This is a genomic window from Bifidobacterium margollesii (assembly GCF_002860355.1).
GTDB lineage: Bacteria > Actinomycetota > Actinomycetes > Actinomycetales > Bifidobacteriaceae > Galliscardovia > Galliscardovia margollesii.
Window position 1 is genome coordinate 26,634 of record NZ_NMWU01000021.1, and the last position, 21,984, is coordinate 48,617.

Consider the following 21,984-nt stretch of genomic DNA (forward strand, 5'->3'; position numbering starts at 1 on the left):
GAAATAATACCATGAATTCGCGTTGATACACGCGATTTCGCGGAAACTAGATGGCAGACGCTACTATGTATTGGTATTTCATTTGATTGTGGAGGGTGCATTTCGGTGATCGAACAGAAGAACAAGCCGGGTTTCACTGATCAGTCGCTGATCCGTAATTTCTGCATTATCGCACATATCGATCACGGCAAATCAACCGTGGCCGACCGCATTCTGCAGCTCAGCGGCATCATCGAGGAGCGTGAGATGAGGGATCGCTTCCTCGACCGAATGGACATCGAGCAGGAGCGCGGCATCACCATCAAGTCCCAGGCCGTGCGAGTGCCGTGGACCTTCGATGGCACCGAATACACGCTCGGCATGATCGACACCCCCGGTCATGTGGACTTCACCTACGAGGTCTCCCGCGCATTGGCGGCATGCGAGGGTGCTGTGCTGCTGGTCGACGCCACGCAGGGCATCGAGGCGCAGACCCTATCGAACCTGTATATGGCGATGGACCATGATCTGACCATCATCCCGGTGCTCAACAAGATCGATCTGCCCAGCGCGGAGCCGGAGAAGCACGCGGAGGAGATCGCCAACCTGCTGGGATGCGAGCTTTCGGATGTACTGCGCGTCAGCGGCAAGACCGGCGAAGGCGTCTCGGAGCTGCTCGACCGCATCGTGACGGATATTCCCGCACCCACGGGGTCCGCGGACAGCCCGGCCCGAGCGCTGATCTTCGATTCCGTCTACGATTCGTATCGCGGCATCGTCACCTACATCAGGATGGAGGACGGCGAGCTCAGGTCGCGCGAACGCATTCACATGATGGGTCTCGGCACCACGCACGACCCCATCGAACTGGGCGTGATCAGCCCCGACATGATGCCGACCAAGGCGCTGGGTGCCGGCGAGGTGGGATACATCATCACCGGCGTGAAGGACGTCAGCCAGTCGAAGGTGGGCGACACCATCACCGCGGACGCCCGTCGCGCCGTCGATCCGCTGCCCGGATATCGCGATCCCAAGCCCATGGTGTACGCCGGGCTGTTCCCGATCGACAATGCGCAGTTCCCCGACCTTCGTGACGCTCTGGACAAGCTCAAGCTCAACGACGCCGCACTGATCTACGAGCCGGAAACCTCCGTGGCGCTGGGCTTCGGCTTCCGCTGCGGATTCCTCGGTCTGCTGCACATGGAGATCGTCTCCGAACGTCTGAGCCGCGAATTCGGTCTCGACCTGATCTCCACGGCGCCCAACGTTACCTACGAGGTGACGATGGAGGACAATTCCGTGCACGTCGTGAAGAATCCGAGCGAGTTCCCCGACGGCAAGGTGAAGAGGATCGTCGAACCGATGGTGGCCGCGGACATCATCACCCCCAAGGAGTTCATCGGCGCGGTGATGGATCTGTGCCAGGATCATCGCGGCGAGATGGGCACGATGGAGTATCTCAGCCCCGAACGAGTGGAGATGCACTACCGTATGCCGTTGGCCGAGATCGTGTTCGATTTCTTCGATCAGCTCAAGAGCCGCACCAAGGGCTATGCGAGTCTCGACTACCACGAGGACGGCGAGCAGTCCGCCGATCTGGTGAAGGTGGACATTCTGATTCAGGGCGAGAAGGTCGACGCGTTCAGCGCCATCGTCCACCGCGACAAGGCGTACAGCTACGGCGTGATGATGACGAAGAAGCTCCGCGAGCTGATTCCCCGGCAGCAGTTCGAGATCCCGATTCAGGCGGCCATCGGTTCGCGCATCATCGCCCGCGAGACGATTCGCGCATTGCGCAAGGACGTGCTCGCCAAGTGCTACGGCGGCGACATCACCCGTAAGAGGAAGCTGCTCGAAAAGCAGAAGGCCGGTAAGAAGCGCATGAAAATGCTCGGCCATGTTGAAGTGCCGCAGGAGGCGTTCATCGCCGCTCTGTCCACCGACGAGCCGACCGACCGCGATACCAAGGACAAGATCCGCGCCGCCCAGAAGGCCGGCTGATGGCGTCCGACTTCGAGGTCTACATCCACGTCCCGTTCTGTCTGAGACGCTGCGGCTACTGCGATTTCAACACGTATACCGCACCCGATCTGGGAGGAGGGGCCAGTCGCGGCAATTATGCGAACATGGTGATCCGCGAAATGGGGTTCGTTCGCGAATGGCAGGAACGCCATGGCGTGAACGAGCCTCCGGCGGGCACTGTGTTCTTCGGCGGCGGCACGCCCACCGTCCTATCCGCAGCGGATCTGAACGCGATGCTCGACGCCGTACGCCGGATCTGGGGGCTGGCGTCGGACGCGGAGATCACCACCGAAGCCAACCCGGATACCGTGGACGATTCCTATATCGCCGAATTGGCCGAGGGAGGCTTCACCCGAGTCTCCTTCGGCATGCAGTCCGCCGTGCCGCATGTGCTGCGAACGCTGGATCGTACGCATACGCCGGCGAACGTCGAAGCCGGGGTCAAGGCCGCTGATCGCCACGGATTGAGATCCAGCGTCGATCTGATCTACGGGGCGCCGGGGGAGAGCCTTGATGACTGGCGGACATCGGTTCGCACGGCGGTCGATCTGGGGGTGGATCATATCTCCGCCTATGCGCTGACCGTGGAACCGACCACCAAGATGGGACGTCAGATCGCGGCGGGCACCATTCCCCGTCCGGACGATGATGACGAGGCGGCCAAATACGAGATCGCCGACGAGCTGTTTTCCAACGCCGGCCTTGAATGGTATGAGGTGTCCAACTGGGCGCGTCCCGGCTACGAGAGTCGGCATAACCTCGGCTACTGGAGGAACGTGGATTGGGCGGGGCTCGGCCCCGGGGCGCATTCGCATTACAACGCTTGCGCCGATGCGGCCAGTCGTCCCCCTCTGACGAGGGGGCTGTCAGCGCAGCTGACTGGGGGAGAGACGGAGTCTCCGACGTCCCAGCTAATGAAGGAACAGATCGCGGGCATGAAGGCCCTGCGCGCATGGGACATCGCACACCCCCGAGTGTGGGGCGTTGCCGTCAACGAAGGCCGCGTACCGTGGGCGGGCAGCGAGGAGATCACCCCGGTCGAAAATCTCGAGGAGCTCATCATGCTGGGTCTGCGCATCCGCGAAGGCCTCGATCTGGATCGCATCAACCGGGCGATCGCATCCGCATCCGCCGGTGTGGATGATTCGTCCGATTCCATCGGGCTTCGTCCCATCGAACCCGACCGGATCAAGCCAATGGTCGACGAGGGACTCATCACCGTCGAGGCCGGCCACGCCATCCCCACCCGAAGGGGCCGTCTGCTCAACGACGCCGTCATCGAACGGTTCTTCGCCCTTATCGGCATGTGATTCAAGCCTGAACCATCTCGACGGCATGAACCATCCCGCGATACCTTCGCGGGACTGATGGCATTGGGGAAGACCTTCCAAGGAGCTGCTCTGCGGCTGTCGCTTACGCGCGTGATCGCTCAACGATGCGCGTTGATCCATCGGATCGCCAAACGTTCGAAGAACATGACAATGCCAATTTTTAAAAAAATCCGGGCGTGTCGATGCGTGTCTTCCATTTTCGTTCCGAATCCCAGTGCAATGACGCATGTTCCCGAGGCAAAGAGCGAAACGAGGAAAACCGGCGAACGAGAAGCGTTTGCGTAATGGCGGAAATCGGAAGTCCAGCAGGGGGCGTCTCATTATATGGAACACCTGTGAGCCTTAGAAAAGAAAAGTCTTTAAAACTTTTGGCAAATGTGATATGCGTCTGCGTTTGCAAGTAAGATACACATCGGCTGTAATCTAACAACGCAAATGAACCGCAGGTGAATCCTGCCCTAATCCAGAGGTGATATCGGTGACATTGAACGCTCCGCTAGACCTGACGATCCATGCACCAGAGGGGATGTATGACCCGACTTCAGAGCATGATGCTTGCGGCGTCGGCATGGTCACCACCCTCAACAAGAAACCCGAGCACAAGATCGTCGAGGATGCGATTCAGGTGCTGATCAACCTCGATCACCGCGGTGCCGTGGGCGCCGAGGAGAATACGGGCGACGGCGCGGGCATCCTCATGAGCATGCCCGACGAATTCATGCGCGCCACCATTGATGCGGAACTGCCCGAGGAGGGTCACTATGTGGCCGGCATCGCGTTCCTCGACCGCGACATCGCCACCTCCGGCCAGCAGGAGCAGGCCATCGCCAAAATCGTGCGCGAGGAGGGTCTCGACGTGCTGGCGTGGCGCGTCGTGCCCACGAACCCGAACGGACTCGGTCTTCAGGCCCTGGCCTCGATGCCGTCGTTCAAGACCCTGGTGATCGCCGATCCCGAAGGATACCTCGAAGGACTGGATCTGGAACGTAGGGCGTTCCGCATCCGCAAGCGGGTGGAGCATGAGGTCGGCATCTACTTCGCATCTCTTTCGGGCCGTACCATCACCTACAAGGGCATGCTCACGACGATGCAGCTCACCCCGTTCTTCCCCGATCTGACCGACGAACGCATGAAGGCCAAGATCGCCATCGTGCATTCCCGCTTCTCCACCAACACCTTCCCAAGTTGGCCGCTGGCCCAGCCGTTCCGACTGCTGGCCCACAACGGCGAGATCAATACGATTCAGGGCAACCGCAACTGGCTCTCCGCCCGAGAGGGCAGCCTGAGCTCCGATCTGCTCGGCGATTTCAAGCCGCTGCTGCCGATCGGCATCCCCGGATACTCCGATTCCGGCACCTTCGACGAGTGTCTCGAACTGCTGCATCTGGCAGGCCGTTCGCTGCCTCACGCCATCTGCATGATGCTGCCCCCCGCATGGGAGAAGAACCCGGATCTCGATCCGGATGTTCGTGCGTTCTACGAATACAACAACACGCTGATCGAGCCATGGGACGGCCCCGCCGACATCGTGTTCACCGATGGCACTCAGGTCGGTGCACTGCTCGACCGCAACGGTTTCCGTCCCGGACGCTGGCAGCTCACCGACGACGGCTACATCGTGCTCGCCTCCGAAACCGGCGTGCTCGACCAGATCCCGCAGGATCGCATCGTGGCCAAGGGGCGTCTCGAACCGGGCAAGATGTTCCTCGTCGACACGAACGAGGGCCGCATCATTCCCGACGAGGAAATCAAGAAGAACCTCGCCGCCCAGCATCCGTACCGCCAGTGGGTCGAAGGCAACTCCATCGAGATGAGCGATCTGCCGGCCCGCGAGCACGTCAACCATTCCGGTCAGTCCGTGCAGCGTCGTCAGCGTGCCTTCGGCTACACCGAGGAGGACATCAAGCTGCTGCTCACGCCGATGGCCAACACCGGCAAGGAACCGCTGGGCTCGATGGGCAACGACACCCCGCTGCCCGCGCTCTCCAAGCGCAGCCGTATGCTGTTCGACTACTTCACCCAGAAGTTCGCGCAGGTCACCAACCCGCCGCTTGACTGGGAACGCGAGGAGATCGTCACCTGCCTCGAATCCGCCATCGGTCCGGAGGCCAATCTTCTGGAAGACACCGAACTGCATGCCAAGAAGGTTTTGATCCCCCTGCCTGTCATCGATTCCGACGGTATGGCCCAGCTCAAGCGTCTTGATCGCGCTCCGATCCTCGGCGGCTTCTACAAGCCGTACGTGGTCAAGGGATTGTATCAGGTCGCAGGTGGCGGCAAGGCCCTTGAGGAGAGGCTGGAGGAGATCTTCAACGAGATCGATCAGGCCATCGCCGACGGCAAGAACTTCATCGTGCTTTCCGATCGTGACTCGAACCACACCTGGGGCCCGATCCCGTCGTTGCTGCTCACCAGTGCCGTGCAGCATCATCTGCTTCGCCGTCACACCCGTACGCAGGTCTCCATGGCCGTGGAGGCCGGCGACGTGCGCGAGGTGCATCATGTGGCGCTGCTGATCGCCTACGGCGCAGCCTGCGTGAACCCCTATCTGGCGCTCGAATCGGTGGAGGATCTCTCCCGCCGCGGCTATGTGAACGTCGATCCGGCCCAAGCCGTGAAGAACCTCATCAAGGCACTGTCCACCGGCGTGCTCAAGATCATGAGCAAGATGGGCGTCTCCACGATCATGAGCTACCGAGGATCCCAGCTGTTCGAGGCCGTGGGCCTCAACAAGGACGTGATCGATCGATACTTCACCGGCACCACCTCCCGCGTGGAGGGCGTCGGACTCGACGACATCGCCGAGGAGGTGGCGATCCGTCACCGCGTGGCCTACCCGAACCAGTGGACCGCCTCGCCGCACCGCAATCTGCGCACCGGCGGCGAATACAAGTGGCGTCGCACCGGCGAGGAGCATCTCAATGACCCCGAGGCGATCTTCCTGCTGCAGCAGTCCACCCAGCGCGGTGACTACCAGATGTTCAAGAAGTACTCGCATCACATCAACGACACCTCGAACCGTCTGATGACGCTGCGCGGGCTGATGAAGTTCAAGAGCCCCCGCAAGCCCATCGACATCTCCGAAGTGGAGCCGGCCTCCGAGATCGTCAAGCGGTTCTCCACCGGCGCCATGAGCTACGGCTCCATCTCGCAGGAGGCCCACGAGACGCTGGCCATCGCCATGAACTCGATCGGCGCGCGTTCGAACTCCGGCGAGGGCGGCGAATCCGATGACCGCATCGAGGATCCGAAGCGGTACAGCCGCATCAAGCAGATCGCCTCCGCACGGTTCGGCGTGACCAGCGACTACCTCGTGCATGCCACCGATCTGCAGATCAAGCTCGCCCAGGGCGCCAAGCCCGGCGAAGGCGGCCACCTGCCCGGCGCCAAGGTGCCGCCGTGGATCGCCAAGGTTCGTCACGCCACACCCGGCGTCGAACTGATTTCCCCGCCTCCGCACCACGACATCTACTCCATCGAGGACCTCAAGCAGCTGATCAATGATGCGAAGATGGCCAACCCGAAGGCCCGCATCCACGTCAAGCTCGTCTCCGAGTTCGGCGTCGGCACCATCGCGGCCGGCGTGGCCAAGTGCCATGCCGACGTGGTGCTGATCTCCGGACACGACGGCGGCACAGGTGCGGCTCCGATGAACGCCATCAAGCATGCCGGAACTCCTTGGGAGATCGGTCTTTCCGAAACCCAGCAGACGCTGGTGCTCAACGGGCTGCGGTCCCGCATCGTGGTGCAGTGCGACGGCGAGCTCAAGACCGGTCGCGACGTGGTGATCGCCGCGTTGCTCGGCGCCGAGGAATTCGGTTTCGCCACCGCGGCGCTGATCGTCGAAGGCTGCGTGATGATGCGCGCATGCCAGAAGAACACCTGCCCGCAGGGCATCGCCACGCAGGATCCCGAGCTTCGCGCCCGCTTCAAGGGCAAGCCCGAGCATGTGGTGAACTTCTTCATGTTCATCGCCGAGGAGGTTCGTGAGATCCTCGCCCAGCTTGGCTTCCGCACCCTTGAGGAGGCCGTTGGACACGTCGAGTGCCTCGACCAGAACGAGGCCATCGACCGCTGGAAGTCCGGCGGCATCGATCTGAGCAACGTCCTCATGCAGCCTGGTCCGGTGCCCGGCACGATCCTGCACCAGACCATCGAGCAGAACCATGAACTGGAGAAGGCTCTGGACAACCGACTCATCGAGCTGGCGCAGCCCGCCTTGGAGAACAAGGAGCCCGTGCGCATCGAAATGCCGATCCGCAACGTGAACCGCACGGTCGGCACCATGGTCGGCTATGAGATCACGAAGCGTTATGGTGCCGAAGGCCTGCCCGACGACACCATCGACATGACCCTGCACGGTTCCGGAGGCCAGTCGATCGGCGCGTTCATTCCACGGGGCGAGACGCTGCGCGTCTACGGCGAAGTCAACGACTACGCCGGCAAGGGACTTTCCGGCGGTCGTCTGATCGTCCGCGCCGAGGATGGGGTCACCTTCGATCCCCACACGAACGTGATCGCAGGCAACGTCACCGGTTTCGGCGCCACTTCCGGCGAAATGTTCGTCGCAGGTCGCGCCGGCGAACGCTTCGGCGTGCGCAACGGAGGCGCGACGTTCGTCGTCGAAGGCGTGGGAGACCACGGCTGCGAGTACATGACGGGTGGCGTCGTGGTGGTGCTCGGCCCCACCGGTCGTAACTTCGGTGCCGGCTTCTCCGGAGGCAACGCCTATGTGCTCGATCTGGACATGACGAAGGTCAACCCCAGCTCGGCCTCGAACGGCGCCCTGAAGTTCCTGCCTCTGGAAGGCGAGGACGAGAAGCTCGTGCACACGCTGGTGAAGAAGCATGCCGAGGAGACCGGCTCCCGGTTCGCCGAGGAGCTGCTGGCCGATTGGCCTGCCGCTGCGAAGCGGTTCACGCATGTGGTGCCCACCCAGTATGTGGCCATGACCGAGGCCATGGAGCAGGCCAAGGCCGACAATGTCGATTTCAACGCTCCGGGGGCCTGGGAGAAGGTCTACGAGCAGGTAATGGAAGGAGTGCGCTGAAATGGGCGATCCTAGAGGTTTTCTGAAGGTGCGTTCACGCCGCGAGCTTGCCGAGCGTCCTGTCGCCGAGCGCATCAAGGACTGGCTCGACGTTCACGCCGAATCCGGTCTGCAGCCGTGGACCCAGGAGCAGGCGGCCCGATGCATGGACTGCGGTACACCGTTCTGCATGACCGGCTGTCCGCTGGGCAACCTGATCCCCGAATTCAATGATCTGGTGCGCCAGGGTCAGTGGGAGGACGCCTACAACCGCCTGTCGGCCACCAACAACTTCCCCGAAGTCACCGGACGCATCTGCCCGGCTCTGTGCGAGGCCGCCTGCGTGCTCGGCATCCACCAGCCACCGACCATGATCAAGCTCGACGAGCAGACCATCATCGATCAGGCGTGGAACCTCGACTACGTCAAGCCGATGCCTCCGCAGCGTCTCACCGACCAGACCGTGGCGGTCGTCGGCTCCGGCCCCTCCGGCCTTGCCTGCGCGCAGCAACTCACCCGTGCCGGCCACACCGTGGTCGTCTACGAACGTGACGATGCGATCGGCGGACTCATGCGCTACGGCATCCCCAACTTCAAGCTCGACAAGTCCCTGCTCGATCGTCGTGTGGAGCAGATGGAGGCCGAAGGCACCCGTTTCGAAACCAACGTGGAGATCGGCAAGGACATCTCCTGGGATGATCTGCGTTCCCGCTACGACGCCGTCGTGGTGGCCATCGGATCCACTGTGCCGCGTGACATGAACCTGCCGGGCCGCGATCTCAAGGGCATCCATTTCGCCATGGAGTTCCTGCCCGACGCCACTCGACGCGTCTGGGGCAAGAAGCCGGTGCACGACATCACCGCCAAGGGCAAGAACGTCATCATCATCGGCGGCGGCGATACCGGTTCCGACTGCCTTGGCACGTCGATTCGTCAGGGAGCCAAGTCGGTCACCGTGCTGCAGATCATGGGACAGGAGCCTACGGAGCGCCCCGACAGCCAGCCGTGGCCGACCTTCGCCCGCCTGTATCAGAAGACCTCCTCCATGGAGGAAGGCGGCACCTACATCTACAGCACCGATTCGATGGAGTACCTCGGCGACACGACCGACGAGAAGGACGTTCACGTACTCAACGACACCACCGCCGAAGGCTTCGTCGCCAACGACAAGGGGCACATCACCGGTCTGAAGATCGTGAAGGTCGCTCCGGGTGAGAACGGTCCGTTCACGCGACAGGCCGGCACCGAGCGCGTGCTGCCCGCCGATCTGGTATTGATCTCCGTCGGATTCCTGCACCCCGACACCTCCACGCTGGTGGATCAGCTGCCCGTCGAACTGGACCGTCGCGGCAATGTGGCGCGAAACGCTGATTTCGCCACCAGTCAGGACGGCGTGTTCGCCTGCGGTGATGCCGGCCGAGGCCAGTCTCTCGTCGTGTGGGCCATTTCCGAGGGACGCAGCTGCGCCGCCGCTGTGGACCGCTATCTCACCGGTAGTACGGAACTTCCCGCACCGATCGTGGCGTCTCAACGTCCGATGGCCCTGCCTCGCTGACCTACGGGTATACTCACCAAGTAGTCAAGCGATAAAGGAGTCAGCATGCCCAATCGAGCGGAACGACGCGCCAACGCCAAGCGTGCACGTCGCGGCAATTCCCGCAACACCCGGCCTCAGATGGCCCGTTCCCGCGAAGGAATGGTCGACGAGTATTCGCTGCAGGAGAAGTCAATTCGGTTGCAGAACGGACAGACGGGGGAGTGGAAGCCCTCTGCCTCCAAGCTCGTTCCGGAGGGGACCGGTGAGCAAGGTCATGCGACGAACCGTCGCGAACCTCGCTCCCTGCGAGCCCCTCAGGGAGTCCGCGGGTGGCTCCGGTTTCTTTGTTGGACGCTGATTGTGCTGTCCGCCATCGCATTCCTCGTGGTCATGTGGATTCCCAACATGCCGACGTGGTCGGTGATCGTGGTCGCCGCCGTCTTCGCCGTCGGCGTACTCAGCCTGTTTTTCGTGGCCGGCAATCCCAAGGACAATCCCAATGTCGATGCCAACGGCACCGCCGTGTGACGGTTGTCGTTTCGGCTCAAGGCCGTCGGAGTTTTCGCTCCGGCGGCCTTTCCATATTCCGGCGGTATCCGATCATGTCCGATGGATTGCGTGTCGGAACCCAACCCGCCATGTCATAGCCGTCCACACCCGCCATGTCATACCGGGAAATCGGCATGCCGCTTTTTATACTGGAACTGTTTGCCCACATTCTAAGGAGACGCCTATGAAAGTCGATATCCTCACCCGCGAATACCCGCCGCACATCTATGGTGGTGCCGGCGTGCACGCCGAGGAGCTCTCCAAGGTTCTGGCGGAGCGCATCGACGTCACCGTCCGTGCCTTCGACGGGCCCCGCAAATCCGAGGATGTTCCCGCCATCCCCGGAGGGATCCCCAAAGGCAGTCTGACGCTGGTCGGCTACGACACCCCGTCCGAACTTGCCAACGCCAACCCCGCACTGAAGACCTTCGGCGTCGACCTGCAGATCGCCAACGACGTGGACGCGGATCTGGTCCACGCCCACACCTGGTACGCCTGCCTCGCCGGCCGTCTGGCCCAGCAGCTTCACGAGATCCCTCTGGTGATCACCGCCCACAGTCTTGAACCGTTCCGTCCTTGGAAGCGCGAGCAGCTCGGCGGCGGATACAACCTGAGCTCCTGGGCCGAACGGGACGCCTACGAGCATGCGGATGCCATCATCGCCGTGTCCGGAGGCATGAAGAAGGACATTCTCGCAGCCTATCCGAACGTCGATCCCGATAAGGTGCATGTGGTGTACAACGGCATCACCATGTCCGAATTCGCCAGGCCCGCCGACGACGATCCTGCTTGGGAGGTCTTCGACCGGTATCACATCGACCGCAGCCGCCCCACGTTGCTGTTCGTCGGACGCATCACCCGTCAGAAGGGTTTGCCGTACCTGCTGCAGGCCCTGCATTTCGTTGACAAGGATGTTCAGGTTGTGCTGTGCGCCGGAGCGCCTGACACCCCCGAGATCGCAGCCGAGGTGAAGAACGCCTTCGCTGAGCTTGACGAGGAGCGCGGCAACATCATCTGGATCGAGGAGATGCTGCCGAAGAACGAGCTGAGCGCACTGGAGCATGGCTGCGACGCGTTCATCTGCCCGAGCATCTACGAGCCGCTCGGCATCGTGAATCTCGAAGCCATGGCCTGCGGTCTGCCCGTCGTGGCCAGCGCCACCGGAGGCATCCCCGAAGTCGTGGTCGACGGCCAGACCGGTTATCTCGTACCGATCGACCAGCTGCACGACGGCACCGGAACGCCCACGAATCCGGAGAAGTTCGTGCACGACATGGCCGACGCCATCAACCGGGTGATGCGTGACCCCGAGCTTGCCCGGAAGATGGGCGAAGCCGGCTACGCTCGCGCCCGTGACGTGTTCAGCTGGGAGACCATCGCCGACAACACCATCGAGGTGTACCGGCAGGTGCTCGGCAAGTAGTCGGGATTGCTCCGGGAAACCGGTCGGACGTACCGTCCTGTCGGTTTCCCGATTATGTCCGCAGTGACCGCGTCCATTGCGGACATCCGTGGGACGCGGTTTTTCCTGCCGTTCACGGCAAACCGCGACCAGGAAACCGCATTCAGCAAACCGCGACCAGGAAACCGGAATCATGTCTCAAATCGCTTATACGGATCCCGACATCGCATTGAAGATGACGGACGTTGAATTTCGCCGTCAGGGCAGGGTGATCCTCACCGGCGTCAATCTTACGATCAGACGAGGGGAGCGTTGGATTCTCTTCGGCCCGAACGGCATCGGCAAATCCACGCTGATCCAGATGATGGCCACGAGAATGCATCCCAGCGAGGGAACGGTGGACATTCTCGGCAATCGTCTGGGCAAGGTGGACGTGTTCTCGTACCGTAATCGGATCGGATTGTCCTCGGCTGAGCTGGCGCGCGCCTTTCCGCCGGACGAGGATCCGCTGGACGCGGTGGTCACCGCGCTCACCGCTACCACGGGACGCTGGCGAGACACCTACGATCAGGCCGACTACGACAGGGCACGCGGGCTGCTGCGGCGGTTCGGCGTGGAATATCTGGAAGGCAAGCAGATGTGGAAGCTCTCCGAAGGGGAGCGGACGCGCGTGCTGATCTGCCGCGCGCTGATGGCCGACCCGCAACTGGCGATCCTCGACGAGCCGACGACGGGACTGGACCTCGGTGGCCGTGAACTGGTGGTACGGGCGCTTTCCGAACTCGGCGAAGAATCCGACGACAGGGCCATGGTGCTGGTTACCCATCGCTTGGAGGAGATCCCCGCGGGATTCGACCACATCGCCATTATGGGACGACTCGCCGGCAACGAGAAGACCGCCCATGCAATCAGGGTGAGGGGAGGGGATCCCGCCCCCGGAACCATCATCTACACCGGGGATCTGGAGCATGGCCTGACCGAGGAACGAGTCTCATCGATTTTCGGTCTTCCGCTGACGGTGGATCATCGGGACGGTCGCTGGCAGGCGTTTGCCAGAGAGATGCGATAGACGCAAGGTCGGGTTTCCTGCTCGCTTGTTTCGTCCGATTCCCGCCTATCATGGTTGGGACGAAACTGACGATATCGAATACAAGCGCGGAGGAGACCCACATGGTGCGACGCGGACCGTTGCAGGCCGGCGAAAAAGTGCAGTTCACCGATCGCAAGGGCAAACGAATCACCGAACAGCTGGTGCCCGGAGGCACCGTGCAGACCGAACGAGGCGTGCTGTTCCACGACGACATCATCGGTCTGCCGGAAGGCAGCGTAGTGACCACGCTCACCTCGGAAGGCGAATCCAAATCGGCCGCCGAGGCGTATCGTCGTAATCCGCGCAAACCATGGAAAACCGCAAGAAAGATCGGCGGGTGGCAGTACACCGTCATGCGTCCGCGTCTTCAGGACTTCATCCTGTCCATGCCGCGAGGCGCGCAGATCATGTACCCGAAGGACATCGCGCAGGTGATCGAGGTCTGCGACATCCGGCAGGGTATGCGGGTTCTGGAATCCGGCGGCGGCAGCGGAGCCATGAGCCTGCACCTGCTCGATGCCGTGGGCGACGGCGGCGAGCTGACCACCGTCGAGATGCGCTCCGAATTCGCCCGTGTGTGCGAGGCCAACGCCACCGTCTACTTCGGAGCTCGTCCGCAATGGTGGAACCTTCTGGTGGGGGATTTCGATTCGGTGGCGGCAGGACTTCCGGCAAATCATTTCGATCGTATCTTCCTCGATATGCTCGATCCCTGGAACCGTCTGAACGAAGCGTACCGCGTGATCGCTCCGGGCGGCGTGATCACCTGCTACGTCACCACCGTCACCCAGCTGAGCCGGGTGGCCGAAGCCATGCGTGAATCCGGACGCTGGACGGAACCGGAGATCACGGAGACGATGGAACGCGGTTGGAAGGCACAGGGCCTGGCCGTTCGTCCGAACCATGAGATGATCGGACACACCGGATTCCTGGTTACCTCGCGTGCCATGGCCTCCGGATTCGATGCACTGCATAAGCGGGAACGGCCCACCAAGGACGTCTACTCCGACATCGACGATCTGACCGCCGAGCAGCAGCGGGATCGTCTCGCCGATCTGGAGCTGCGTGACATCTCCGATCGTAAACTGCGCAAGGTGCTGAACGATCTCGACCGTCAGGTGGCCAGCATCCCGCAGGACGCAACCGTTGCGAACCGGCAGGAGAAGCCGGCGGTATAGAATGATGTTCTACCGATGAAGCAGCTGTCGGAGAAAGGGCCGGACATGGGGGTCAACCTGAGCAAGGTCTCCAAGAAGGCGGGCAAGTACCAGTATCAACTGATGATCATGAGGCATGCGAATGCCAAAGGGGCCGGCCCGGAGGGTGACATCAGCCGCGAGATTTCAGACAAGGGTCTCAAACAGGCGAAGAAGGTGGGCAAGGCCTTGGCCGTGGCCTCGTTGATCCCCGATCAGATCATCTGCTCGGGAGCCACTCGTGCGCGACAGACCACGGAACGCATGCTGAAGTATTTCGGCGACAAGCCGAAGGTGGAAATGCGGCAGAGTCTGTATGCCGGGGGAATGCAGTCGATCCTCGACGAGATGTCGCATGTCCGCGCGAAGACGCGACGACTGATGATCGTGGGGCATGAGCCCACGGTGTCGGTGACCAGCCAATGGCTGGCGAACCCGGAATCCGATCCGGCTCTGCTGAACATCCTGAATCTGGGATTGTCCACGGCTTCGGTTGTGATTTTCGGTAGTGACAGGCCATTCGATCAGTGGCAGGTACGTGACGGCATACTGGTGGCGGTGCTCACTCCCAAGGATTGCGAATAGCCACGAAGAACGGAACGATCCTGCTGATTAGCAAAGGGCGTGAAGCGATGATGCTGCCCAACGTCGGCTAGATGAGTCCGTCGCAGATGTCAAATCGCCGTCCCAGTTGTTCATAAACGTCACTTATAGCGACATGCAAGCTCACTGGATAACCGCATATGGGCGAAACTTTGTTAGCCTTTATGCGGTTTTTCCGTTGTACATGCATCACATATTGGAGGATTATGTCTGTCACCACTTCCGTCATCGGATTCCCCCGCATCGGACAGAATCGAGAGCTGAAGAAGGCGATCGAAGGCTACTGGAAGGGTGCCAACACTCTGGACGACGTGCGCGCCACCGCGAAGGATCTGCGTGCCAAGCACTGGAAGCTGCAGCAGGCAGCCGGCATCGATCTGATCCCAAGCAACGACTTCAGCTACTACGATCAGATGCTCGACACGGCCATCCTGCTCGGAGCTGTTCCCCAGCGCTACAAGGATCTCGGGCTGAACGAGGAGGACACCCTGTTCGCCATCGCTCGCGGATATCAGGGCGAGAAGGGCGATGTCACCGCACAGCCGATGAAGAAGTGGTTCACCACCAATTACCACTATCTGGTTCCCGAGATCACCGATGAGACCACGATCGCACTGAACGGCACCAAGCCGTTCGACGAGTACGTCGAGGCCAAGGAACTGGGCATCGACACCAAGCCCGTGCTGATCGGCCCCTACACCTTCCTGAAGTTCGCCCGCGGTTTCGACGGCGAGGACCTGAACCTCACCGACAAGCTGATCGCCGACACGGCCAAGGCCTATGCCGAAGCGCTCACGAAGTTCAACGAGCTGGGTGCCAAGTGGGTGCAGTTCGATGAGCCCTATCTGGTGTTCGACAAGGAGGAGGGCGACCTTGATCTCTTCTCCACGCTGTACAAGACGATCCTCGCAGCCAAGAACGATGTCAAGGTGCTGCTGCAGACCTACTTCGGTCACATCGCCGACTCCTACGCCACCGCCCTTGATCTGGGCTTCGACGGCATCGGCCTCGATCTCATCGAAGGCAAGGACGAGAATCTCGCCGCCGTGGAGCAGTACGGCGCTCCCGAGGGCGTTACCCTGTTCGCCGGCGTGATCAATGGCCGCAACATCTGGCGCAACGACTACGCCGTAAGCCTGGGAGTGATCGACGCGCTGAAGACCAAGGTTGCCAATGTGGCCGTCTCCACCGCCGACTCCCTGCTGCATGTGCCGTTCAGCACCGAAGGCGAGGACAAGCTCGCCCCCGAGGTGCTCAAGCACTTCGCCTTCGCCGTCGAGAAGCTCGACGAGGTTCGCCAGGTCGCCGATCTCGTTGACGCCGACGATGCCGCCCGGGCGGATTCCGAAACGCTGAAGGCCAATCAGGCACTGTTCGACGGCACCCGTGTGGCGGCCGACCCGGCCGTAGCCGCCCGTGTGGCCGCGTTGAGCGACGACGAGTACGTTCGTCAGCCCGCACGCGCCGAGCGTCAGGCCATCCAGAAGGACGAACTGGGACTGCCGTTGCTGCCGACCACCACGATCGGTTCCTTCCCCCAGACCCGTGAGGTGCGTTCTACCCGCGCCAAGTTCCGCAAGGGCGAGATCAGCCAGGCCGAATACGACGAGTTCATCGGCAAGCAGATCGAGGACGTGCTGCACCATCAGGAGGAGATTGGACTGGACGTGCTGGTGCACGGCGAGTTCGAGCGCAACGACATGGTCGAGTACTTCGGCCAGAACCTCAATGGCTTCCTGTTCACCAAGAACGCCTGGGTGCAGTCCTACGGCACCCGTTGCGTGAAGCCTCCGGTGGTTTGGGGCGACGTGAGCCGCGCCAACCCGATCACCGTCAAGTGGAGCTCCTACGCCCAGTCCAAGACCGAGCATGTGGTCAAGGGCATGCTTACCGGTCCGGTGACCATCCTCAACTGGTCCTGGCCGCGTGAGGACATCACCCACAAGGAGCAGACCACCCAGCTGGCCCTCGCCATCCGCGACGAGGTGCTCGACCTCGAAGCCGCCGGCATCAAGGTGATCCAGATCGACGAGGCCGCACTGCGTGAGAAGCTGCCCGTGCGTCGTTCCGACTGGCACGTCAAGTACCTCGACTGGGCCGTCCCCGCCTTCCGTCTGGTGCACTCCGGCGTCAAGCCCGGCACCCAGATCCACACGCACATGTGCTACTCGGAGTTCAACGACATCATCCGCGACATCGACGCTATGGATGCCGACGTGATCTCCTTCGAAGCCAGCCGTGGCGATCTCGTGGTGCTCGACGCCATCCACGACGCCAATTTCGAAACCGAGGCCGGTCCGGGCGTATACGACATTCACTCCCCGCGAATCCCCTCCGAGGAGGAGATCGTGGACCGCATCCACGAGATTCTCAAGAAGATGGACGTGAACAAGGTGTGGATCAACCCTGACTGCGGTCTGAAGACCCGCGGCAACGCCGAAACCTGGCCGAGCCTGGAGCATCTGGTGGCCGCCGCCAAGAAGGTTCGCGCAGAACTCGCCAAGTAGTTCACAGCACCATCGGACCATATACGGAAAAAGGGAAAGAGGGTGAAGGCTTGTAATCGCCTTCGCCCTTTTTCTTTTGAATCCTCATTCCCCGCATTTTGCGTTCCATCCGGTTTCGCTCTGTATGGCAACGCCCTGTGTGGCAACATTCTGTATAGCAAGGAGTATTCTCATGCATGTTCCGCAGTTTTCCCTTGAGGTCTTCCCTCCCAAGCGGGACGCACCCGTGGGCACCATCTACGACACCCTCGACGGGCTGGAGGGTGTGAATCCTGATTTCATTTCCGTCACCTACGGGCATGGCACCCATTCGGATCGCACCGCAACGGCACGGATCGCCAATACCATCCGATCCGAATACGGCATCCCCACGGTCGCGCATCTCACGGCTCTCTATTCCGACAGGGACGTGGTGGATCAGGCGCTCGACATGTTCGATGAAGCCGGCGTGTTCGGCGTGCTGGCTCTGCGCGGCGATGTGATCGAAGGGCAGTCGGAGGTCGGAGCTTTCGCCCACGCCAGCGATCTCGTAGCCTATATCCGCGATCGTCGACCCAACCTGAAGATCTTCGGCGCCTGCTATCCCGAAGGACACATCGAATGTCCTTCTCTGGATGAGGATATTCGCAATCTGAAGATCAAAGTGGACGCGGGGGCCACGAATCTGATCTCCCAGCTGTTCTACGACAATGAGGATTTCCTGCGTTTCGTGGACAAGGCCCGCGCGGCCGGCATCGACGCACCCATCGAAGCCGGCATCATGCCGGTCACCAGCGCCAGGTCCGTGCGCAACATGGCGAAGAAGAACGCCACGGTCATTCCCAAGTCGCTTGATGCGATGCTGGAGAAATGGGGGGACGACCGTGAATCACTGCGCCGTGCGGGCATCATCTACGCCTCACAGCAGATCAATGATCTGGTGGCTCAAGGTGTTGACGGCGTACACCTGTACACGATGAACCACCCGGGAACCACTCGCCGCATCTGGAGAAACGTCGCTCCGCTGTTTCAGGAGGTCTGATCGGATTCGGACGGATGTCCGATCAGCATGGTTGCTCGCTGAGCGTACCTCCGCAGCGGTGTCATCCAGCCACGGATACCGATAAGATGGAAAGAATGGATAACGAAACGATGCGCGTATCGATGCGCGACCTCATCAGAGCAGGTGTCGTTGATCTCGATGCAGCGCAGGATCTGTTCGCCGCCCTCGCCGAATATGGAGTCAGGGGATATTACCGCAACGAACTGCTCAGTACCCTCTCCAAGGCGTCCGATCCCGACACGGCTCTGCGTCATGTGACCGAGTTGGCACGGCAATCCCATGACGAGGGCCGCAGTCTGGAGTCACTGTTCGTGGGTATGGACGGTTTTTCCAGACTGATCTGCGTACTGGGCGCATCCGACGAAATGGGACGGTTGATGCTGAGCCGTTCCGAATTGATCCGTGCGGTGACCGGTGAGGAATACGAATCCCACCTGTGGAACGGCAGGCAGCGACGCGATGCCATACTCACCCGTATAGGCGCCGATCCGCAATCGCGAATGCCGGTGAGCGATCTGCCGATCGCTCAGTCCGCAACCCAGCTGAGGCGCTGCTACAGGGAACAGCTGGCGGCGATCATGGCAAAGGATGTGACCAGCGACGATCCGTTGACCGTCCAGCCGACGATCAGCCGTAATCTTTCCGATCTCGCCGACGCAGCGTTGGAGGGCGCTCTGGCCATAGCCCGGCACGAGGTGCCCGACGCTGATCGCTGTCGTTTCGCCATCATCGGCATGGGCAAGCTTGGTGCAAGGGAGCTCAACTATGTGTCGGACGTCGATCTGATCTATGTGGTCGAACCGGCGGACGACGAACTCGGCCATGAGCAACTGGTGAGGATCGGCACCAGATTGGGCGTCACCCTGCAGCGAGTGTGCCAGTCGGTGGTCATGGGAGTTTCGGAGCCGGCCCTATGGCAGATCGATGGCGGACTGCGCCCGGAAGGCAAGGACGGTCCGCTGGTGCGAACGCTTGACTCCCATCTGAGCTATTATGGCAAATGGGCGGAAAGCTGGGAGTTCCAGGCGTTGCTGAAGGCCCGTCCGGTGGCTGGAGACCAGCAGTTGGGCCACGAATATCATGAGCGGACCAGACCGTTGGTGTGGACGGCTTCGCAGCGCAAGAATTTCGTCTATGACTGCCAGCAGATGCGCAAGCGAGTGGAGGATCTGATTCCCCTGCGTGAGAAGGACCGTGAGATCAAGCTCGGCCGTGGAGGTCTGCGCGACGTGGAGTTCACCGTGCAGATGCTGCAATTGGTGCATGGTCGTATCGATGAATCATTGCGCACGGCATCCACCTTGGACTCGTTGCAGGCGTTGGCCGCCGGAGGTTACGTTTCCCGGCGACAGGCCGCAAAGCTTTCCGCCGACTATGGGTTCGAACGGGTTCTGGAGCACCGTCAGCAGATGTGGTCGCTCAAGCGCACGCATCTGTTTCCCGATCTTGGCAAGGGTAGCGACGGCGGCATAGAATCGCCGCGTCAAATCAATCGGGAGCAGATCTCGAACAATCGTGAGCTGCGTCGTCTTTCCCGCGCGCTGGACATGCATCCCGAGGAACTGGTCGACAGGTTCGATGCCACCAGACGGGAGGTACGTCAGCTGCATCTCGACATCTACTTCCGTCCGATGCTGCCGAATATCGCCACGCTTGGCGAGGACGAGATCAGACTTAGCCCGGAGGCCATGCAGGAGCGGTTCTCCTCGATCGGTTTCGGTGATCCGCAGAGCGCCATGCGGCATGTGGAGGCGCTGACCAACGGCATCAGCCGATCGGCGAAGATCAACCGCATCATCCTGCCTGCCGTATTGCAGTGGCTCGGCGAGGGGCAGAACCCCGATATGGGTCTGCTGACGTGGCGAAAGCTGGAGGAGAACTTCGGCCAGGGCAGTGATTATCTGGGCTTTCTGAGGGATTCCGCTTCCGCTGGACAGCGTTTGTGCCATATCCTGTCCAACTCCAGATATCTTGGCGAGGCCATGAACAAGTCGATGGAATCGGTCACCTGGCTCGGCCACGATGAGGAGATGCGGCCAAGATCCATGGAGAGCCTGCGTATCCAATGCCATGCCGCAAAGAACCGGTATCCTGATCGTCTCAACGATTTCGCCACATCGGTTCGGTCCATGCGTCGCCATGAGATCGAGCGCATAGGATTGGGATGGATGAGCGGCGTGATCGCCGACGACGAATGTCTTGACGCGATGACTCAGGTGTATGATGCGGCCATCGACGCTGCGCTTGAGTGGTCGGTCGAGCATCAATGCCATGAGCGTGGTCTCGATGAGCCTGCGGCAGTACTGGCCGTCATCGGTATGGGACGCTACGGCGGCCGCGAGGTGAATTTCAGCTCCGATGCCGACGTGGTCATCATCTATCGTCCGCATGCCGGTACCGAGGATCAGGCGGCCAACGCATTCGCCAAAGCCGTGGTCAACGATCTGCGTCAGATACTTATGGGTCCGGTGTCCATGGAGAACAAGATCGAATTGGATCTTGATCTTCGTCCGGAGGGCAAGAACGGTCCGTTGGTGCGATCCTACGGCTCCTGCCGCGAATACTATTCATCGTGGGCAAGCACCTGGGAGCATCAGGCGTTGTTGCGCGCCCGGTTCGCGGCCGGCGATGAACGACTGGCCACTGATTTTCTCACCGACATCGCCGATCCTCTGCGATACCCGTATGCACCGCTCACCGAAGCGCAGATCAAGGACATCCGCCGCCTCAAGGCAAGGGTGGAGGCCGAGCGTCTGCCGCGAGGCGTGCGTCGCGAGCGTCATCTGAAACTCGGCAAGGGAGGCCTGTCCGATGTGGAGTGGACGGTGCAGCTGCTGCAACTGCAGAAGGCGCATGAGCATCCCGAACTGCAGTGCGTCTCCACACTGCCGGCACTCGATGGGCTGGAGCGGCTGGGGGAGATCGACCATGACGACGCCGCGATTCTGAGACAGTCATGGATCATGGCCACCAACGCCCGCAATGCGAACTACCTGTGGTCGGGGAGGGCCAATCGCGCGGACGTGCTGCCCGACGACATGTATTCGCTCGGTGGCATCGCGGCGGTACTCAAGGAACCTGCCCATCGAGGTCAGGTGTTTGAGAACGAGCTGCTCGGCATCATGCGCAAATGCCGGCTGGTCACCGATCGTCTCTTCTACGGCAAAACGGACGAATCCTGATCGCAAGTCGGCGTACAATGCGGATACGTGTCCGATTTCGGCAAAGGGCCGATTCGGCGGTGGGGAAATCTTATCCCGGAAAGAGTGAATGATGAGCGGCTTCTTCTCCAGCAGCAGGCGTCGGTACCCGAACCAGTATCAGGGGGGCAGGCATTACAGGCGCAAGGGCCTGTTCGGCATGTTCGGCAGCATGTCGAGCTCCGATCGCGGGTATGGCCATGTCGCCTATCCTCAGCAGGGATATCCGACGCAGCAGTATCCACATCAGAGCTATCCGCAGCAGACCCATACGGTGGGTGGAGCCCAGCTCTCCTGCGGCAAGTGCGGCGCATCGGTGCCGAACGGCTCTAAGTTCTGTCTGTCCTGCGGCAATCCGATGGGAGCCCAGTCGGTGTTCTGCCCGAACTGCGGCAAACCCGCGGATCCGAATGCACGCTTCTGCATGGAGTGCGGCTCCCCGATCCGGCGTTGATCGGGAACGACTCGATCGCCGATCGGCGAATACGTCTTGTTCG

The 21,984-nt window shown here is 61.4% G+C and carries 13 protein-coding genes; all 13 read left to right on the forward strand.

Annotated features, from left to right (window positions below):
- The first annotated feature begins 105 nt into the window (after nucleotides 1-105).
- Nucleotides 106-1,980, forward strand: coding sequence for a translation elongation factor 4 (lepA, locus tag Uis1B_RS06055; protein WP_101616514.1), 1,875 nt, complete (start codon nucleotides 106-108; stop codon nucleotides 1,978-1,980).
- Nucleotides 1,980-3,311 (forward strand): radical SAM family heme chaperone HemW, encoded by a 1,332-nt coding sequence (gene hemW / locus Uis1B_RS06060; protein WP_101616516.1) that lies wholly within the window; start codon nucleotides 1,980-1,982, stop codon nucleotides 3,309-3,311. Before lepA ends, hemW begins: the two co-directional genes overlap by 1 nt.
- Before the next feature lie 499 nt (nucleotides 3,312-3,810).
- The gene (gene gltB / locus Uis1B_RS06065) at nucleotides 3,811-8,382 is read left to right on the forward strand and encodes a glutamate synthase large subunit (protein ID WP_101616705.1); all 4,572 of its coding nucleotides are present in this window, start codon (nucleotides 3,811-3,813) and stop codon (nucleotides 8,380-8,382) included.
- A 1-nt stretch (nucleotide 8,383) separates the two neighbouring features.
- Complete coding sequence (locus Uis1B_RS06070; RefSeq protein ID WP_101616518.1) at nucleotides 8,384-9,916, forward strand: glutamate synthase subunit beta; 1,533 nt, start codon at nucleotides 8,384-8,386, stop codon at nucleotides 9,914-9,916.
- A gap of 45 nt (nucleotides 9,917-9,961) precedes the next feature.
- A complete protein-coding gene (locus tag Uis1B_RS06075; RefSeq protein ID WP_101616520.1) occupies nucleotides 9,962-10,426 on the forward strand; it encodes a hypothetical protein in 465 nt (154 codons plus the stop codon).
- Nucleotides 10,427-10,631: 205 nt separating this feature from the next.
- On the forward strand, nucleotides 10,632-11,870 hold the full coding sequence (gene glgA / locus Uis1B_RS06080; RefSeq protein ID WP_101616522.1) for a glycogen synthase: 1,239 nt from the start codon (nucleotides 10,632-10,634) through the stop codon (nucleotides 11,868-11,870).
- 172 nt (nucleotides 11,871-12,042) lie between these two features.
- The gene (locus Uis1B_RS06085) at nucleotides 12,043-12,918 is read left to right on the forward strand and encodes an ABC transporter ATP-binding protein (protein ID WP_101616524.1); all 876 of its coding nucleotides are present in this window, start codon (nucleotides 12,043-12,045) and stop codon (nucleotides 12,916-12,918) included.
- 104 nt (nucleotides 12,919-13,022) lie between these two features.
- The gene (locus tag Uis1B_RS06090; RefSeq protein WP_101616708.1) at nucleotides 13,023-14,117 is read left to right on the forward strand and encodes a tRNA (adenine-N1)-methyltransferase; all 1,095 of its coding nucleotides are present in this window, start codon (nucleotides 13,023-13,025) and stop codon (nucleotides 14,115-14,117) included.
- A 45-nt stretch (nucleotides 14,118-14,162) separates the two neighbouring features.
- Entirely contained in the window at nucleotides 14,163-14,720 is a 558-nt protein-coding gene (locus Uis1B_RS06095) for a SixA phosphatase family protein (RefSeq protein ID WP_101616710.1), read from the forward strand.
- Nucleotides 14,721-14,944: 224 nt separating this feature from the next.
- Nucleotides 14,945-17,245, forward strand: coding sequence for a 5-methyltetrahydropteroyltriglutamate--homocysteine S-methyltransferase (gene metE / locus Uis1B_RS06100; protein ID WP_101616526.1), 2,301 nt, complete (start codon nucleotides 14,945-14,947; stop codon nucleotides 17,243-17,245).
- Between the two features lie 172 nt (nucleotides 17,246-17,417).
- Nucleotides 17,418-18,266 (forward strand): methylenetetrahydrofolate reductase [NAD(P)H], encoded by an 849-nt coding sequence (gene metF, locus Uis1B_RS06105; RefSeq protein WP_101616528.1) that lies wholly within the window; start codon nucleotides 17,418-17,420, stop codon nucleotides 18,264-18,266.
- A 95-nt stretch (nucleotides 18,267-18,361) separates the two neighbouring features.
- Entirely contained in the window at nucleotides 18,362-21,469 is a 3,108-nt protein-coding gene (locus Uis1B_RS06110) for a bifunctional [glutamine synthetase] adenylyltransferase/[glutamine synthetase]-adenylyl-L-tyrosine phosphorylase (RefSeq protein ID WP_101616530.1), read from the forward strand.
- Nucleotides 21,470-21,557: 88 nt separating this feature from the next.
- Nucleotides 21,558-21,941 carry a zinc ribbon domain-containing protein gene (locus tag Uis1B_RS06115; protein ID WP_101616532.1) on the forward strand — a complete coding sequence of 128 codons (384 nt, stop codon included), beginning with the start codon at nucleotides 21,558-21,560 and terminating at the stop codon, nucleotides 21,939-21,941.
- Nucleotides 21,942-21,984: the final 43 nt, after the last annotated feature.

Excerpts from the sequence above, each read along its gene's own strand:
- Uis1B_RS06115 (WP_101616532.1), top strand. The coding sequence starts at position 21,558 with ATGATGAGCGGCTTCTTCTCCAGCAGCAGGCGTCGGTACCCGAACCAG.
- Uis1B_RS06070 (WP_101616518.1), top strand. The coding sequence starts at position 8,384 with ATGGGCGATCCTAGAGGTTTTCTGAAGGTGCGTTCACGCCGCGAGCTT.
- metE (WP_101616526.1), top strand. The coding sequence starts at position 14,945 with ATGTCTGTCACCACTTCCGTCATCGGATTCCCCCGCATCGGACAGAAT.
- glgA (WP_101616522.1), top strand. The coding sequence starts at position 10,632 with ATGAAAGTCGATATCCTCACCCGCGAATACCCGCCGCACATCTATGGT.
- hemW (WP_101616516.1), top strand. The coding sequence starts at position 1,980 with ATGGCGTCCGACTTCGAGGTCTACATCCACGTCCCGTTCTGTCTGAGA.
- Uis1B_RS06095 (WP_101616710.1), top strand. The coding sequence starts at position 14,163 with ATGGGGGTCAACCTGAGCAAGGTCTCCAAGAAGGCGGGCAAGTACCAG.
- Uis1B_RS06110 (WP_101616530.1), top strand. The coding sequence starts at position 18,362 with ATGGATAACGAAACGATGCGCGTATCGATGCGCGACCTCATCAGAGCA.
- metF (WP_101616528.1), top strand. The coding sequence starts at position 17,418 with ATGCATGTTCCGCAGTTTTCCCTTGAGGTCTTCCCTCCCAAGCGGGAC.
- Uis1B_RS06085 (WP_101616524.1), top strand. The coding sequence starts at position 12,043 with ATGTCTCAAATCGCTTATACGGATCCCGACATCGCATTGAAGATGACG.
- Uis1B_RS06075 (WP_101616520.1), top strand. The coding sequence starts at position 9,962 with ATGCCCAATCGAGCGGAACGACGCGCCAACGCCAAGCGTGCACGTCGC.